The sequence below is a fragment of the Burkholderia sp. BE17 genome, assembly GCF_009362305.1.
GTDB lineage: Bacteria > Pseudomonadota > Gammaproteobacteria > Burkholderiales > Burkholderiaceae > Burkholderia > Burkholderia pyrrocinia_C.
This window is the reverse complement of record NZ_WHNU01000010.1, coordinates 73,563-87,511: the sequence shown is the minus strand read 5'-3', so window position 1 is coordinate 87,511 and position 13,949 is coordinate 73,563. Positions and strand designations below refer to the sequence as shown.

The following is a 13,949-nucleotide window of genomic DNA, read 5'->3' as shown; positions in this document are numbered from 1 at the left end:
ACGCGATACGCGCCACGATCTACAGCGCGCCAACAATTGATCGCACGCCGTACCGGATGCGTGTTCAAACCGGTGCCGCGCTCGCATACCGCCGGGAATAGTATGCGGTCTTTTTCGGATTACTAAATGAGCACACCCCAACTTGCGATTCAAAACGCGTCGAGCATATGCACGACGACCGCCCGCGCGCTGCTGGCGCACGGCGAAATGCTCGCGTGCGCCCGTCCAGATTCGGCGATTGTCCGGCAAGCGCAGATTAGCCTGCGACGCCTGGCTGTCGAACTGGACAACGCCGCAATTGGCCTGCAGCAGGCGCGACTGCTGGGAGGCGACGGAGAATGAAGGCCGCGCTGATAGCCCTGCTCAGGGCAGCATTCCCACCGGCTGAACCGGTCATCGCGCCGCAGCCGCGCACTGCTGGCGGCAAACGGAAGCTGAACGGCAAGCGCAAACGTCCGATGCCGAAGGGCGCGGTACGCGGCGATATCAATGGCAACCTGATCGAACAGGCCCGCCAGGCTGGGGGCGTCAAGCAATGAACGGCGTCGATCCGAACAACGTTTTTGCCCTGATCGCCGCTGCCATGGCGACGGCCGACGCGATAAACCAGGACACGCGCCAGCCGCTGGATAGTCGCGACGGCGCTGGCCGGTTGCGTGACGCGCTGCGCAGCTGGCGCGGCGTCGCCTTCGACCTGCGTGGCTGGACGCCCGCAACGCCGACCGCATCCGCAACGACTGGGGTATCCAAGCAATGAGCGCGGTACGCCTTCCGTTTGCCGCAGAGGATGCCGGCCGCGCGGTTTTCCGCCGCGACAAGGATGGGCCAGACTGGGCGGCCCTGGTGGATCGCATTTTGGGTCCCGTCGTAACCGAAGCGGACCGCGAACGGCGGCGCGCTGATGCGCTGGCGTTGTCGGCAGCCGCCATGAAAGCTGCCGAGCAAATCAAGCACTCGTAAATCTGCAATGAGCATCAACGTACTCGTATCAAACCTTGCCCGCGCGCACGCCGCGTTCATTCATAACGGCCTGCAGCCGCTGGCACTTCATCCCGACGAGCCGGACGACGAGCTGGCCCGCGACATCGAGCAAGCTGTCCAGCGGCACGCCGAGCGCCTGGGCGTGCGGTTGCCTTACTGACTGAAAGTCAACGTTTAAACGCATCTAGCTATGCGTTACCCGCCCATGTGGCGGGTTTTTCATTTGTGGGCCGGTATCGTTGACACAAGCCGAATCAGCTAGCTTCCCCTGGGCGTGGGGAGTGTGATGCAATGAACACGGCGGTTAGGCGGCTTCAGTCGGATGCAAAAGCGACTATGGCCCGTCAGGACAATCTTGCCTTTATGCGGCCTTTGAAAAGCGAGTCGATGCAGCTGATCGTGACTTCGCCGCCGTACAACATCGGGAAGAAATACGAAAAGAAATCGCCCCTGGATGCTTACGTCCAGGCCCAGGCGCAGGTGATATCCGAGTGCGTGCGCCTGCTGCACCCGCGCGGCTCGCTCTGCTGGCAGGTGGGAAATCACGTTCAAAAGGGCGAGATATTTCCGCTGGACACCGTGCTGTATCCGGTTTTCCGCGAACACGGCCTAAAGCTGCGAAACCGCGTCGTCTGGCACTTCGAACACGGCCTGCATTGCACGAACCGCCTATCCGGCCGGTATGAAACCATCTTGTGGTTCACGAAAACGGATGACTACGTTTTCAACCTGGACCCCATCCGCGTGCCGTCGAAATACCCCGGTAAAAAATACTTCAAGGGGCCGAAGGCTGGCCAGCTGTCCGGCAATCCATTGGGCAAGAACCCTGGTGACGTGTGGATTTTCCCGAACGTCAAAAACAACCACGTCGAGAAAACAGACCACCCCTGCCAGTTTCCTGTCGAGCTGGTTGAACGGCTGGTGCTATCGCTGACCAACCCCGGCGATGCGGTATTCGACCCATATATGGGCGTCGGTTCATCGGTGGTTGCGGCGGTCAAGCACAATCGCTTTGGCTACGGCTGCGACGTGGTGAAAGAGTACGTTGATATCGCCTGGGAGCGTGTCCACCAGCAGCGCGCCGGCACGCTCAAGACGCGGCCGATGGATAAGCCCGTCTACGATCCGACGAAGCCATATGGCGGCCACAAGGAACCCGGTGGCGGCGGCCAGCTGGCGTTCCTTTCGCCTGCGAAGGCTTGAGGCGGCGCGTGAAAATCGTTGAGCAGTACTCGCACCTGAACGGACTGGAATTCCTGCTGGTCCACAAGCCGAAGCTATGGGCAGAGATTCAGAGCGTCATCAAGTCGGTGGACGCGTCGAAGTGCCGGACAAAGGTATCCAAGGAAAAGCGCACCGAAGGCGTGATGCTCTACTCGCCGCGCGCGATGAACGCGGCCATTGACGAGGGTTTCTCGAAACACGGCTGGGGCGAGCGTCGAATTTCGTATTGGGTCACGTCAGACGCGAAACTAGTTCGCAAAACGCTTTTCATGGGGGCCGCGCAGCAGAAAGCGGAAATCGAAGGCGCCGGCCTGAAGCCGCTGGCGTCCTCCAACCAGACGGACTTCGTGAAAGAGCGCGTGGCCGTGGAAGTCCAGTTCGGCAAGTACGCATTCGTGGCCTATGACCTATTCGTGAAGCATCTGGCGTTCTTCGTCGGCGACGTGATCGAGGTGGGTGTGGAAATCCTGCCGATGAAAGAGCTGCAGCAGCAAATGTCGTCGGGCGTCGGCTACTACGAAGGCGAGCTGTACAACCTGATCCGCGAAGGCAGGGGCGTGCCGGCAGTCCCGCTGATACTGATCGGCGTCGCGCCCTGAGCCAACCCGCGCGCCTGCGGGCTATACTCGCGGCTTCCGTGACGGGCTATGATCGCCCGTGAAGTAGCGTGAAGCCATGAAATATTGGGGTATCCTTTGGGGTATCAGCTTCAACGCAGACCAAATAGAACCAATGAAATCAAGAGCTTACGCCATTGATTAAGATAGCCACCTGGAACGTCAACTCGCTCAACGTCCGCAAGCAGCACGTGCTCGACTGGCTCACGCAAAGCGGCACCGACGTGCTGTGCCTGCAGGAACTGAAGCTGCCCGACGAGAAATTCCCGCGAGCCGATCTCGAAGCGGCCGGCTACCGCAGCTGGTTCACGGGCCAGAAGACCTACAACGGCGTCGCGATCCTCGCGCGCGACACGCTGTCCGTCGACGAATCGGACGTCGTGCGCAACATCCCCGGCTTCGACGATCCGCAGCAGCGCGTGATCGCCGCAACGGTCGACGGCGTGCGCATCGTGTCCGCCTATTTTCCGAACGGCCAGGCGCCCGACTCCGACAAGTTCGTCTACAAGATGCAGTGGCTCGATGCGCTGCACGCGTGGCTGAGCACCGAGCTGCAGCGCCACCCGAAGCTCGCGCTGCTCGGCGACTACAACATCGCGCCGGAAGACCGCGACGTGCACGATCCCGCGAAATGGGAAGGCCAGAACCTCGTATCGCCGCAGGAACGCGCGCACTTCGCGAAGCTGATCGAGCTCGGCTTCGTCGATGCGTTCCGTCGCTTCGAACAGCCCGAGAAGACCTTCACGTGGTGGGACTACCGGATGATGGCGTTCCGCCGCAACGCGGGGCTGCGCATCGACCACATCCTGCTGTCGCCTGCGCTCGCCGCAACCTGCACGTCGTGCGAAGTCGACCGCACGCCGCGCACGTGGGAACAGCCGTCCGACCACACGCCCGTCGTCGCGGTCGTCGGCTGATCGCGCAGCCCGCGCGCTTAGCGCCGCGCGGGCGCCGGCCCGAGATGGGCCCACAGGAACCCGAATTCGGCCGCGTCGGATTCGGCGCGTTCCAAATCGTCGGCACTGCCGTGGCCGCCGTCAGTGTTCTCCCAGTACCACACCCGTTCGTGACCGAGCGCATGCATGTGCGCGGCCATCTTGCGCGCATGCGCGGGATGCACGCGGTCGTCGCGCGTCGACGTCGTCAGCAGCAGCGGCGGATACGCAACGGCTTCGCGCACGCGGTGATACGGCGAATACGCGGCCAGCGCCGCGCCCTCGCGCGGATCGTCCGGGTCGCCGTATTCGTCGAGCCACGCGGCGCCCGCGTGCAGCTTCGGATAGCGGCGCATGTCGAGCAGCGGCACGCGGCACAGCACCGCGCCGAACAGCTCCGGCCGCTGCACCATGCACGCGGCGACCAGCAGCCCGCCGTTGCTGCCGCCCTCGATCCCGAGCTGCGCGGCGGTCGTCACGCCGGTCGCGACCAGATCCTCGGCCACCGCGATGAAATCGTCGAACGAACGCTGCCGGTGTTCGCGCTGCGCGTCGACGTGCCAGCGCGGCCCGAACTCGCCGCCGCCGCGGATGTGCGCGAACGCCAAAACGCCGCCGCGTTCGAGCCACCCGATGCCGAACGCATCGCTGTAGCCCGGCAGGTTCGGGATCGCAAAGCCGCCATAGCCCGACAGCAGGCACGGCCGCGCGACGCGCGCGGCGCCGTCGCGCGCATCGGGTGCGTCCAGCGCGTCGCTCGGCCCGATCAGCGTGTACGGCACCACCGTGCCGTCGCGCGAGCGCGCGCTTGCACGACACACGACGAGCCCGGCCGCATCGAACTGCACCGGCGGCCGGTCGAGCAGCACGCGGCGCGACGGCGCATCGGCCGCGCGATCGGCAAGATCGACCAGCCAGCATTCGGGCGGATCGAGATAGGTGTCGACGTCCACGTAGACCTCGTCGTTCAGCGTCGACTCGACAGGCTCGACGTCGATCTGCGCATCGCCCGGCCAGTCGAACGGCCGCGCGTCCCACGTCCATGTGCCGTCGTCGGCCTGCCGCGGCTGCCACAGCATCGTGCGGTTGTGCACGTCGTCGAGCCAGCTCGCGATCAGCATCGTGCGCGTGTGCGTCCACGTGCACGCGGACGTCGACGGTAGCGGCGCGAACAGCGTCGTGAGCTCGCGCGACCCGGCCAGGAACGCCTGCTCGCGAATCGCGAGCAGCGAGCCGCCCGCATGGCGCACGCCGCCGCAATCCCAGTCGAGGCGCGGCTCCAGCACGAGCCAGCCTTCCCAGAACCCGACCTCGACATGCGTCGGCACGTCGTAGCGCGCCCACTCGCCCGCGTCCGTCAGCCGGTACGCATGCGCGTCGAAGAAATCGACGCTGCGCCACGCGACGTGACGCCCGTCGATCGGATCGAACCCCGCACCCGCGCTGATATCGTCGGGTTCGCCGCGAAATACGACGGGCGCGTCGGCCAGCGGCGTGCCGCGCACCCAGCGCCGCGCTTCATACGGATAGCCGGCGGCAGTCGCATGCGCTTCGCCGCGATCCCAGCTCACGCAGACGGTATCGCGGTCGATCCAGCCGATCGTGTGATGCCCCGGCTCGTCGATCGTGAAACCGCCGTCGACGAAACGGCGCTCGACGAGATCGAATTCGCGCACGACGACCGCGTCGGCGCCGCCCGGCGACAGCGACAGCAGCGCGCGATCGCCGTCCGGATACAGGATCGCGTCCTGCTCGAACACCCACGACTCGCCCTCCTCGGCGCCGAGCGCGTCGACGTCCAGCAGCGTCTCCCACGCCGGCCGGCCGGCGCGCCAGTCATCCCAGCGCGTGCGGCGCCACAGCCCCTTCGGATGGAGATCGTCCTGCCAGAGATCGTAGGCCCAGTCGCGCCAGCGGGTCGGAATCACCGGGCGTTCGCGCGGCAGATACGCTTTCGCGAGACGCGCCGTGAGCGCGCGATACGCGTCGTCGTCGCGCAGCGCGGCGCGCGTGCGCGCATTCTGCTCGTCGACCCACGTGCGGGCGCGCTTGCTGTCGAGCGCTTCGAGGAAACGGAACGGGTCGGCCCCGGCGGGCCAGCGGAAGGAATCGGACATTGCGGATCGGCGGATTGGGAAACTACGTGCAAACCGCGATTATGTCCGATCGCGGCATGCGCGATACCCGCGCATGCCGCGAATCGTGCTCAGGGCTCCAGATGCAGTTCCTGGATCTTGCGCGTGATGGTGTTGCGGCCGATGCCGAGCCGCTCCGCGGCCTCGACCTTGCGGCCGCGCGTGAAGTCGAGCGCCTCGCGAATCACGGCCGCCTCGAAGCGGCGCGCGAGTTCGTCCATCACGTCGGCCGAGTTCTCGCGCAACAGCCGCGCGACTTCAGTGCGCAAGCCATGCTCCCACACCGGATAGCCGGCCGGCGCGCCGCCGTTCGGCACGGCCGCACCGGACGCGGATGCCACCGGTGCCGCACCGATCGCCGGTTGCGCGAGCGCCGTATCGCCGCCGCTGCCGTGCGCATCCGCGCCATCGCCCGTCGCGGTGACCGGTGCGCCGGCCGGCACGAGGTCGGGCGGCAGGTCCTTGATCTCGACGGTCTGCGCGGGCGCCATCACGGTCAGCCAGTTCGCGAGGTTCTCGAGCTGCCGCACGTTGCCGGGAAACGCCAGCGACGTCAGGTACGCCAGCGCATCGTCGGACACGCGCTTCGGCTCGACGCCGAGATCGCGCGCGCTCTTCTGCAGGAAGTGGCGCGTGAGCAGCGCGATGTCCTCGCTGCGTTCGCGCAGCGGCGGCAGGCGCAGCCGGATCACGTTGAGCCGGTGGTAAAGGTCTTCGCGGAACAGCCCCTGCCGCACGCGGGCCTCGAGATTCTGGTGCGTCGCGGCGATCACGCGCACGTTCGCGCGCAGCGGGTTGTGCCCGCCGACCCGATAGAACTGCCCGTCCGACAGCACGCGCAGCAGGCGCGTCTGCAGGTCGAACGGCATGTCGCCGATTTCGTCGAGGAACAGCGTGCCGTTCTCGGCCTGCTCGAAGCGGCCCTGCCGCGTCGTCTGCGCGCCGGTGAACGCGCCGCGCTCATGGCCGAACAGCTCGGATTCGAGCAGGTCCTTCGGAATCGCCGCGGTGTTCAGCGCGATGAACGGCCCGTTCGCGCGCGGGCTGTGACGGTGCAGCGCGCGGGCGACGAGCTCCTTGCCGGTGCCCGACTCGCCCGTGATCAGCACGGTCGCGGCCGAATGCGACAGGCGGCCGATCGCGCGGAACATGTCCTGCATCGCGGGCGCCTGGCCGAGCATCTCGGGCGCCTCGGCGACGCGCTCGTCCTGCGGCGTGCCGCCGCGCAGGCTTTCCTCGACCGCGCGGCGGATCAGCTCGACCGCCTTGTCGACGTCGAACGGCTTCGCGAGATATTCGAATGCGCCGCCCTGGAACGCCGCAACGGCGCTGTCGAGATCGGAGAACGCCGTCATGATGATGACGGGCAGGCCCGGCAGCCGCTCGTGCATCGCCTGCAGCAACTCGAGGCCCGAGCCGCCCGGCATCCGGATGTCGGACACGAGCACCTGCGGCGTCTCGTGGTCGAGCGCTGCCAGCGCATCGCGCACGTTCGCGAAGCTCTTCGTCGCGAAGCTGTCCCGGGCGAGTGCCTTTTCAAGCACCCAGCGGATCGATTGGTCGTCGTCTACTATCCAGATCGGCTTCATAGGTCGGTCAGGTATGGGTGAATCCGGTGAATCGTGCTGTTACCGCTCAATGGTCGAGCGGCAGCAGAATCTGAAATTCGGTACGTCCGGGCCGGCTCTCGACCTCGATCATCCCGTCGTGCTGCTGCACGAACGTCTGCGCGAGCGTGAGGCCGAGGCCGCTGCCGTCGTCGCGCCCGGACACGAGCGGGTAGAAGATCCGGTCGCGGATCTCTTCCGGAATGCCGGGCCCGTTGTCGATCACGTGCAAGTCCAGTGCCAGCTTGTACAGGCGCTTCGCGATCGTGATCTTGCGCGCGATGCGGGTGCGCAGCTCGATCCTCGCGTCGCCCTGCGCGATCCGTTCGCGCAGCGCCTGCGCGGCGTTGCGCACGATGTTGAGCAGCGCCTGGATCAGTTGCTCCTTGTCGCCGCGCAGATCCGGCACGCTCACGTCGTAGTCGCGCTCGATCGTGAGCCCGCGCGGGAATTCCGCGAGCATCACCGCGCGCACGCGTTCGCACACTTCATGAATGTTCACGTCGCCGACGATGTGCGGATGCCGGTGCGGCTCCAGCAACCGGTCGACGAGCGTCTGCAGGCGGTCGGACTCCTTGATGATCACCTGCGTGTATTCGCGCAACTCGCCGCGCTCGCGCTCGCCGAGCTCGAATTCGAGCAGCTGGGCTGCGCCGCGAATTCCGCCGAGCGGGTTCTTGATCTCGTGCGCGAGGTTGCGGATCAGCTGCTTGTTGACCGCGGTCAGGTCGTGGATGCGCTCCTCGCGATCGGTGCGCGACTGCCGCTCGTTCTCGAACAGTTCGACGAGCACGAAATCGGGCGCGGTCTCGAGGAAGCCGACGATCGCGTGCACATGCAGCGGTTCGCGGCCGGGCCGGTCGAGCACGGTATCGAGGTGCGTCGCGTGAAAGCGCTCCTCGCCGATCGCGGTGATCGTCGACGCGAGTTCGTTCGCGTTCGGAAAAATCTCGCCCCACGGCCGCTGCGCGAGCTGCCGGCGCGAGATGTCGAGCATCGCCTCCGCTGACGGGTTCGCGAACGCGATCCGCAGCGTCTTGCGGTCTAGCACGATCACGACCGTCGGCAGCGCTTCCAGCCCGGCAAGCAGGCCCGACCGCGCGAGCCGCTCGTCGTCCGTCAGTCGCTCGGGCTGCCCCGTTTTCGCCTTGATCAGATTCTTCAGAACCATCTGCGTGCTTGTCGCGCCTCAACGGGCCAGAAAATGAAAATCGTCGGAACAAAAAAGGGACGGCCGGACGCCGTCCCCTTTCAGACTCCGCCGCCCCCGCCGCAGGCTGCGCGACGGGAACGAACCGGCAAAACGGCGCTGAATCGAAGCGCCATCGCCGATTACAGCGAGTAGTACATCTCGAACTCGATCGGGTGCGTCGTCATGCGGAACTTCGCCAGCTCCTGCTCCTTCAGCGCGAGGTACGCGTCGATCATGCCGTCCGTGAACACGCCGCCGCGCGTCAGGAACTCGCGATCCTTGTCGAGCGCTTCGAGTGCCTGGTCGAGGCCCGCGCAGACGGTCGGGATCTTTGCATCCTCTTCCGGCGGCAGGTCGTACAGGTTCTTGTCCGCTGCTTCGCCCGGATGGATCTTGTTCTGGATCCCGTCGAGGCCGGCCATCATCAGCGCCGTGAAGCACAGGTACGGGTTCGCCATCGGATCCGGGAAGCGCGTTTCGATGCGGCGGCCCTTCGGGTTCGACACGTGCGGAATACGGATCGATGCCGAACGGTTGCGTGCCGAGTAGGCCAGCTTGACCGGTGCCTCGAAGTGCGGGACCAGACGCTTGTACGAGTTCGTCGTCGGGTTCGTGATCGCGTTCAGTGCACGGGCGTGCTTGATGATGCCGCCGATGTAGAACAGCGCCAGTTCCGACAGGCCGGCGTAGCCGTTGCCCGCGAACAGGTTCTGGCCGTCCTTCCAGATCGACTGGTGAACGTGCATGCCCGAACCGTTGTCGCCGACGACCGGCTTCGGCATGAACGTCGCCGTCTTTCCGTACGAGTGCGCGACGTTATGGATGATGTACTTCGACCATTGCGTCCAGTCGGCGCGCTGCACGAGCGTCGAGAACTTCGTGCCGATTTCGTTCTGGCCCTGGCCCGCCACTTCGTGGTGGTGCACTTCGACCGGGATGCCGAGCTGTTCGAGCAGCAGGCACATTTCCGAACGGATGTCCTGGAACGTGTCGACCGGCGCGACCGGGAAGTAGCCGCCCTTCGTGCCCGGACGGTGGCCCGTGTTGCCGCCTTCGAATTCCTTGCCTGCCGACCACGGTGCTTCTTCCGAGTTGATCTTCACGAAGCAGCCCGACATGTCCGTGTTCCACTGGACCGAGTCGAAAATGAAGAATTCCGGTTCCGGACCGAAGTAGGCCGTGTCACCGATGCCCGTGCTCTTCAGGTACGCTTCGCCGCGCTTCGCGAGCGAACGCGGATCGCGCTCGTAGCCCTTGCCGTCGGCCGGCTCGACCACGTCGCAGGTCAGCACGAGGGTCGACTCTTCATAGAACGGGTCGATGAATGCGGCGGTCGGGTCCGGCATGAGCAGCATGTCCGACGCCTCGATGCCCTTCCAGCCCGCGATCGACGAACCGTCGAATGCATGACCGCTTTCGAACTTGTCTTCGTCAAACGCCGAAACCGGCACCGACACGTGCTGTTCCTTGCCGCGCGTATCCGTGAAGCGGAAATCGACAAACTTGACGTCCTCGTCCTTCACGAGCTGCATGACGTCGGCGACGGTTTTACTCATAACCTCTTCTCCTGATTGAACAATTCCGGCGGACTGGGAACCGCCTAGTTTATCGAGCTGATCGGGGTCTTGCTTTTGCGCAGCGCGCCCCGATTCGACCGAATTCTATAAAGCAGCTTCCGTGCCACCTATGCGCAAGACTGGCGCGAATCGCGCCGGCGCTCGCCGCGACGGGGCTGTGCTGCGCGATTCCGGGGCCCGGCGCCGCACCGGCCGGCAACCGACGGCACCGCAATGGTGCAATCGTCGCGACGCATCGCCCCCATGGAATCATTGTGGTGCACGCGAGCCATTCTGCACTTTTTTGGTGAACGCGTGTGCGGTACGTGCACCGTCGCGCATGCGGACGTCCGTGCCGTGACGCCGCGCTAGAATGTTCGTTTGATCGATAGGAGACTCCCTGCCATGAGTACGCTCGACCAGCTTTACGCGAAGGCCGACGAACGCCGAGCACAAGGCGCGCTCAACTACGCCGGCGCGCTGCTGCCGGTCGAGGCATTCGAACTGCTGCAGCTCGACCCGTCGGCGCGCCTCGTCGACGTGCGCACCCGCGCCGAGCTCGACTGGATCGGCCGCCCGCTCGTCGGCGACGGCCAGTACCTGCATCTCGAATGGACGCGCTACCCGGGCGGCGTGCCGAACGCCGAATTCGTCAACGAACTGAAGGCGGCCGTCGCGCCCGATACGCCCGTGCTGTTCCTGTGCCGCAGCGCCGCGCGCTCGAAGCTCGCCGCGGTCGCGTCGTCGCAGGCCGGCTTCACGAAGGCGTTCGACCTGCTCGAAGGCTTCGAGGGTGCAAAGGACGCCGAAGGCCACCGCAAGACGGTCGACGGCTGGTGCTTCCGCAAACTGCCGTGGATCGGCGCCTGACGGCGCGCGCTCCCGACCGGTTGCGACAACCTCATCGTCGAGCCGGGCGATGACATGCCGATGACGGGCAGCGTTGCGCGACCCGTCGCTTTTGGTGCGGAGGATCAGGCGCGCGGCGAGTCGGGCTCGACGACATCGCCGCCGAGCAGGTGCACGCCTTCGCGCAGCTTCACGAACGCGGCCGCGACCGCTTCCGGCTCGCCCTTCACGCCGAGGTCGATGTGACGGCGCGCGTAGATGCCGCCCCGCTCCGCGTCGCCCACGCTCGGCAGGCTGAACACGCGCACGCCCGGGAAGTCGCGCTCGATGCGCTCCATCAGCGGCGTGAGCGTCGATTCCGGCAGTTCGAACACGTACAGCGAACGCTCCGCGTGCGGCGTCGCATGATGCAGGTGCGCGTATTTCGTATCGAGCACCCATTCGATCATCGGCCAGGCCATCACCGGGAAGCCCGGCACGAAGTGCAGATCGCCGACCGAGAAGCCGGGAATCCGGTTGTAGCCATTCGGGATGATCGTCGCGCCGACCGGGAACACGCCCATGTTGAAGCGGTGCTGGTTCTCCGGCGAATCGAAGTCGACCGGCGTGGCCGGATCGCCGTGGGTTTCGCGGATCCGCTCCGAGATCAGCACCTTCGCTTCAGGATGCAATTCGAGCGGCACGCCGAGCGCGGCGGCCGCGCACTGGCGCGTGTGGTCGTCCGGCGTCGCGCCGATGCCACCCGTCGAGAATACGATGTCGCCCGACGCGATCGCGCGTGCGAGCGTCGCCGTGATGCGCGCCGGATCGTCGCCGACGTATTCGGCCCAGTCGAGCGCGAGGCCGCGCGCGCCGAGCAACTCGATGACCTTCGCCAGATGCTTGTCCTGCCGGCGGCCCGAGAGGATTTCGTCGCCGATGATAACGATGCCGATGCTCATGCCTGCCCCATGTCGATTGCGGTGGCGCGCGCGCTCGCGCGCAGGTCCTCCAGCGCGCGCAGGCAATAGTGCCCGAACCACAGCGCCGAGAAGACGAGGATGAAAGCGTAAACCCAGATCATGGCCGCCGCGACGAACGGAAACAGCACCATCATCCAGACCGACGATACCCACACGAAGGTCGGCACGGTGCCGAGCAGCCCTGTCGCGACGCCGATGCCGATCAGCGGCCAGCGATGCTGCCGCACGAGCGCGCGGCGCTCGGCGCGGCTCGCGTGCAGCGCAAGCGCATCGTAGGTCATCACGCGGTAGGTGAGCCAGCCCCAGATCACCGGCGGCAGCAACGCGAAGAACGGCGGGATCAACCACAGCGGGATCGTGACGACGAGTACGACGACGCCGGCCAGCGCCGCCCCCAGCGAATTGAACACGCTGCCGAAGAAGGTGCCGCCCCGCTTCGCCTCGAGCGCCGCGAACTGCCGGTTCGACAGGTGCTTGATCACGACCGGCATCGAAATCGTCGCGATCAGCAGCAGCACGGTCAGCACGATCAGCGGGATCGCGAGCGACACGACCACGAACGGCGCGACGACCGCATGCAGTTGCGACATGCCGATCATGTCGAACGCGCGATACAGTGCGGCCGTCAGCACGAAGCCGTCGAGCGCGCCGCGTGCGAGGTCCAGCAGCGTCTGCCACGTGAACCACAGCAGGACGCCCCACAGGACGGCCGAGACGAGGAACGGCATCAGGGTGAGCCAGAGCATGCGCGGATGCAATGCGCTCGCCAATGCCCGGATGAAGGAACGCAGCAAATCGTTCATGCGAGCCTGTATGGACGGAGAAAAACGGGGAAAGGATAAACCACGCGGCCCGCATGCGCCAAAGCGCATGCGGGCCGCGTGGGAGAGCCGCTCAACGGGAGAGTGACCAGGTCAGGCCGACGCCGCGCCGCGCTTCGCGGGGAACAGGCGCCGGAAAATCCGCACGAACGCGAGGCCGTGCTGCGCCCAGAAGCCTTCGCCGTAGGACACGCCCTCGACCTGCTCGCGGATGCCGGTCGGCTCGACCGTGCGGTTCCACGACGCGGTGCCGAACATCATGTCCCACCACGGGAACAGCACGCCGAAGTTGCAGCCGTACTTGGTGCCTTCGTGGCCGTAGCCGACCGCGTGGTGGCGCCGGTGGAAGATCGGGCTCACGAGCAGGCGCTCGCCGAGCCAGCCGAACGACAGCCGTGCATTCGTATGCTGGATGCTCTGCATGAAGTTCGTGAACGCGGTCAGCACGACGAACTGCGACGGCGTCACGCCGATCACGAGCGCGATCGACGCGAAAAAGCACGACTGGATCACGTCGTCGAGCAGGTGGTTGCGGTCGTCGCACCACAGCGACATCTGCCGCTGGCTGTGATGCACGGCGTGCAGCTCCCACCAGATGCCGAACTTGTGCTGCCAGCGGTGATACCAGTAGCCGGCGAAGTCGAGCACGACGAGATAGATCGCGAACGCGACGATCGGCTTCGAGGTCACGCCCGGCCACAGATAGTCGAGGTTGAAGTTCGCGACGCCGTGCAGGCGCAGCCATGCCTGGAAGTTGTCGAACACCGGCTGCAGCGCGAAGAAGAAGAACAGCGTGTAGATGCCGAGCTTCGAGATCGCCGTATAGATCACGTCGACGCGCACCGCGCGGCGGTTCTTCCAGCGCTCGACCGGCAGCAGCGCCTCGAGCGGGCGCAGCAGCGCGAACATCAGCACCATCTGCAGCGCACCGATGATCACCCAGTACAGCGCGTCGTAGGTGTCCTCGTCATAGTCCATCAGGTTGAACTTGAAGAGGAGCGGCTGCACGACGTCGACGTACAGCCAGGTCTGGATGTCCGACACGAACGCATCGATCAGGTGCAGCATCG

The 13,949-nt window shown here is 65.8% G+C and carries 16 protein-coding genes; 9 read left to right on the top strand and 7 right to left on the bottom strand.

Annotated features, from left to right (window positions below):
- Window positions 1-126 precede the first annotated feature (126 nt).
- The 8 genes from GD429_RS11130 (at window position 127) to xth (ending at window position 3,739) form a co-directional block, all read left to right on the top strand.
- On the top strand, window positions 127-342 hold the full coding sequence (locus GD429_RS11130) for a hypothetical protein (RefSeq protein WP_152856989.1): 216 nt from the start codon (window positions 127-129) through the stop codon (window positions 340-342).
- On the top strand, window positions 339-539 hold the full coding sequence (locus GD429_RS11125; protein WP_152856988.1) for a hypothetical protein: 201 nt from the start codon (window positions 339-341) through the stop codon (window positions 537-539). The genes GD429_RS11130 and GD429_RS11125 overlap by 4 nt, the downstream gene beginning before the upstream one ends.
- Window positions 536-757, top strand: coding sequence for a hypothetical protein (locus GD429_RS11120; RefSeq protein WP_152856987.1), 222 nt, complete (start codon window positions 536-538; stop codon window positions 755-757). Before GD429_RS11125 ends, GD429_RS11120 begins: the two co-directional genes overlap by 4 nt.
- Window positions 754-960, top strand: coding sequence for a hypothetical protein (locus tag GD429_RS11115; protein WP_152856986.1), 207 nt, complete (start codon window positions 754-756; stop codon window positions 958-960). Before GD429_RS11120 ends, GD429_RS11115 begins: the two co-directional genes overlap by 4 nt.
- 7 nt (window positions 961-967) lie before the next feature.
- Window positions 968-1,141 (top strand): hypothetical protein, encoded by a 174-nt coding sequence (locus GD429_RS40415; RefSeq protein ID WP_193727098.1) that lies wholly within the window; start codon window positions 968-970, stop codon window positions 1,139-1,141.
- 131 nt (window positions 1,142-1,272) lie between these two features.
- A complete protein-coding gene (locus tag GD429_RS11110) occupies window positions 1,273-2,184 on the top strand; it encodes a DNA-methyltransferase (RefSeq protein ID WP_152856985.1) in 912 nt (303 codons plus the stop codon).
- Between the two features lie 8 nt (window positions 2,185-2,192).
- Entirely contained in the window at window positions 2,193-2,804 is a 612-nt protein-coding gene (locus GD429_RS11105; RefSeq protein ID WP_321574526.1) for a BglII/BstYI family type II restriction endonuclease, read from the top strand.
- Window positions 2,805-2,962: 158 nt separating this feature from the next.
- Window positions 2,963-3,739: an exodeoxyribonuclease III gene (gene xth, locus GD429_RS11100; RefSeq protein WP_321574538.1), complete on the top strand. Its 777-nt coding sequence runs from the start codon at window positions 2,963-2,965 to the stop codon at window positions 3,737-3,739.
- A gap of 17 nt (window positions 3,740-3,756) precedes the next feature.
- Here the strand turns inward: xth and GD429_RS11095 are convergent, their stop codons facing one another.
- The 4 genes from GD429_RS11095 to glnA form a co-directional block, all read right to left on the bottom strand.
- Window positions 3,757-5,874, bottom strand: a complete 2,118-nt coding sequence (locus GD429_RS11095; protein ID WP_152856982.1) for a prolyl oligopeptidase family serine peptidase — start codon at window positions 5,872-5,874, stop codon at window positions 3,757-3,759.
- Between the two features lie 89 nt (window positions 5,875-5,963).
- Window positions 5,964-7,481 carry a nitrogen regulation protein NR(I) gene (ntrC, locus tag GD429_RS11090; protein WP_152856981.1) on the bottom strand — a complete coding sequence of 506 codons (1,518 nt, stop codon included), beginning with the start codon at window positions 7,479-7,481 and terminating at the stop codon, window positions 5,964-5,966.
- A 46-nt stretch (window positions 7,482-7,527) separates the two neighbouring features.
- Window positions 7,528-8,670 (bottom strand): nitrogen regulation protein NR(II), encoded by a 1,143-nt coding sequence (gene glnL, locus GD429_RS11085; protein WP_193727097.1) that lies wholly within the window; start codon window positions 8,668-8,670, stop codon window positions 7,528-7,530.
- Between the two features lie 161 nt (window positions 8,671-8,831).
- Entirely contained in the window at window positions 8,832-10,247 is a 1,416-nt protein-coding gene (glnA, locus tag GD429_RS11080) for a type I glutamate--ammonia ligase (RefSeq protein ID WP_047898511.1), read from the bottom strand.
- Between the two features lie 405 nt (window positions 10,248-10,652).
- On the opposite strand from glnA, the gene GD429_RS11075 reads away from it, so the two are divergent.
- On the top strand, window positions 10,653-11,117 hold the full coding sequence (locus GD429_RS11075) for a rhodanese-like domain-containing protein (protein ID WP_152856980.1): 465 nt from the start codon (window positions 10,653-10,655) through the stop codon (window positions 11,115-11,117).
- 104 nt (window positions 11,118-11,221) lie between these two features.
- On the opposite strand, the gene GD429_RS11070 is transcribed toward GD429_RS11075, so the two are convergent.
- From GD429_RS11070 to GD429_RS11060, 3 genes are all read right to left on the bottom strand, one after another.
- On the bottom strand, window positions 11,222-12,037 hold the full coding sequence (locus GD429_RS11070) for a competence/damage-inducible protein A (RefSeq protein WP_152856979.1): 816 nt from the start codon (window positions 12,035-12,037) through the stop codon (window positions 11,222-11,224).
- Window positions 12,034-12,861 carry an EI24 domain-containing protein gene (locus tag GD429_RS11065; RefSeq protein WP_152856978.1) on the bottom strand — a complete coding sequence of 276 codons (828 nt, stop codon included), beginning with the start codon at window positions 12,859-12,861 and terminating at the stop codon, window positions 12,034-12,036. The genes GD429_RS11070 and GD429_RS11065 overlap by 4 nt, the downstream gene beginning before the upstream one ends.
- Window positions 12,862-12,972: 111 nt before the next feature.
- Window positions 12,973-13,947, bottom strand: a complete 975-nt coding sequence (locus GD429_RS11060) for a sterol desaturase family protein (RefSeq protein WP_152856977.1) — start codon at window positions 13,945-13,947, stop codon at window positions 12,973-12,975.
- Window positions 13,948-13,949 lie beyond the last annotated feature (2 nt).

Coding starts and splice junctions, on each gene's coding strand:
- GD429_RS11070 (WP_152856979.1), bottom strand. CDS start 12,037: ATGAGCATCGGCATCGTTATCATCGGCGACGAAATCCTCTCGGGCCGC.
- GD429_RS11130 (WP_152856989.1), top strand. CDS start 127: ATGAGCACACCCCAACTTGCGATTCAAAACGCGTCGAGCATATGCACG.
- GD429_RS11115 (WP_152856986.1), top strand. CDS start 754: ATGAGCGCGGTACGCCTTCCGTTTGCCGCAGAGGATGCCGGCCGCGCG.
- ntrC (WP_152856981.1), bottom strand. CDS start 7,481: ATGAAGCCGATCTGGATAGTAGACGACGACCAATCGATCCGCTGGGTG.
- GD429_RS11065 (WP_152856978.1), bottom strand. CDS start 12,861: ATGAACGATTTGCTGCGTTCCTTCATCCGGGCATTGGCGAGCGCATTG.
- glnA (WP_047898511.1), bottom strand. CDS start 10,247: ATGAGTAAAACCGTCGCCGACGTCATGCAGCTCGTGAAGGACGAGGAC.
- GD429_RS11095 (WP_152856982.1), bottom strand. CDS start 5,874: ATGTCCGATTCCTTCCGCTGGCCCGCCGGGGCCGACCCGTTCCGTTTC.
- GD429_RS11060 (WP_152856977.1), bottom strand. CDS start 13,947: ATGCTGCACCTGATCGATGCGTTCGTGTCGGACATCCAGACCTGGCTG.
- glnL (WP_193727097.1), bottom strand. CDS start 8,670: ATGGTTCTGAAGAATCTGATCAAGGCGAAAACGGGGCAGCCCGAGCGA.
- GD429_RS11120 (WP_152856987.1), top strand. CDS start 536: ATGAACGGCGTCGATCCGAACAACGTTTTTGCCCTGATCGCCGCTGCC.
- GD429_RS40415 (WP_193727098.1), top strand. CDS start 968: ATGAGCATCAACGTACTCGTATCAAACCTTGCCCGCGCGCACGCCGCG.
- GD429_RS11125 (WP_152856988.1), top strand. CDS start 339: ATGAAGGCCGCGCTGATAGCCCTGCTCAGGGCAGCATTCCCACCGGCT.
- GD429_RS11075 (WP_152856980.1), top strand. CDS start 10,653: ATGAGTACGCTCGACCAGCTTTACGCGAAGGCCGACGAACGCCGAGCA.
- GD429_RS11110 (WP_152856985.1), top strand. CDS start 1,273: ATGAACACGGCGGTTAGGCGGCTTCAGTCGGATGCAAAAGCGACTATG.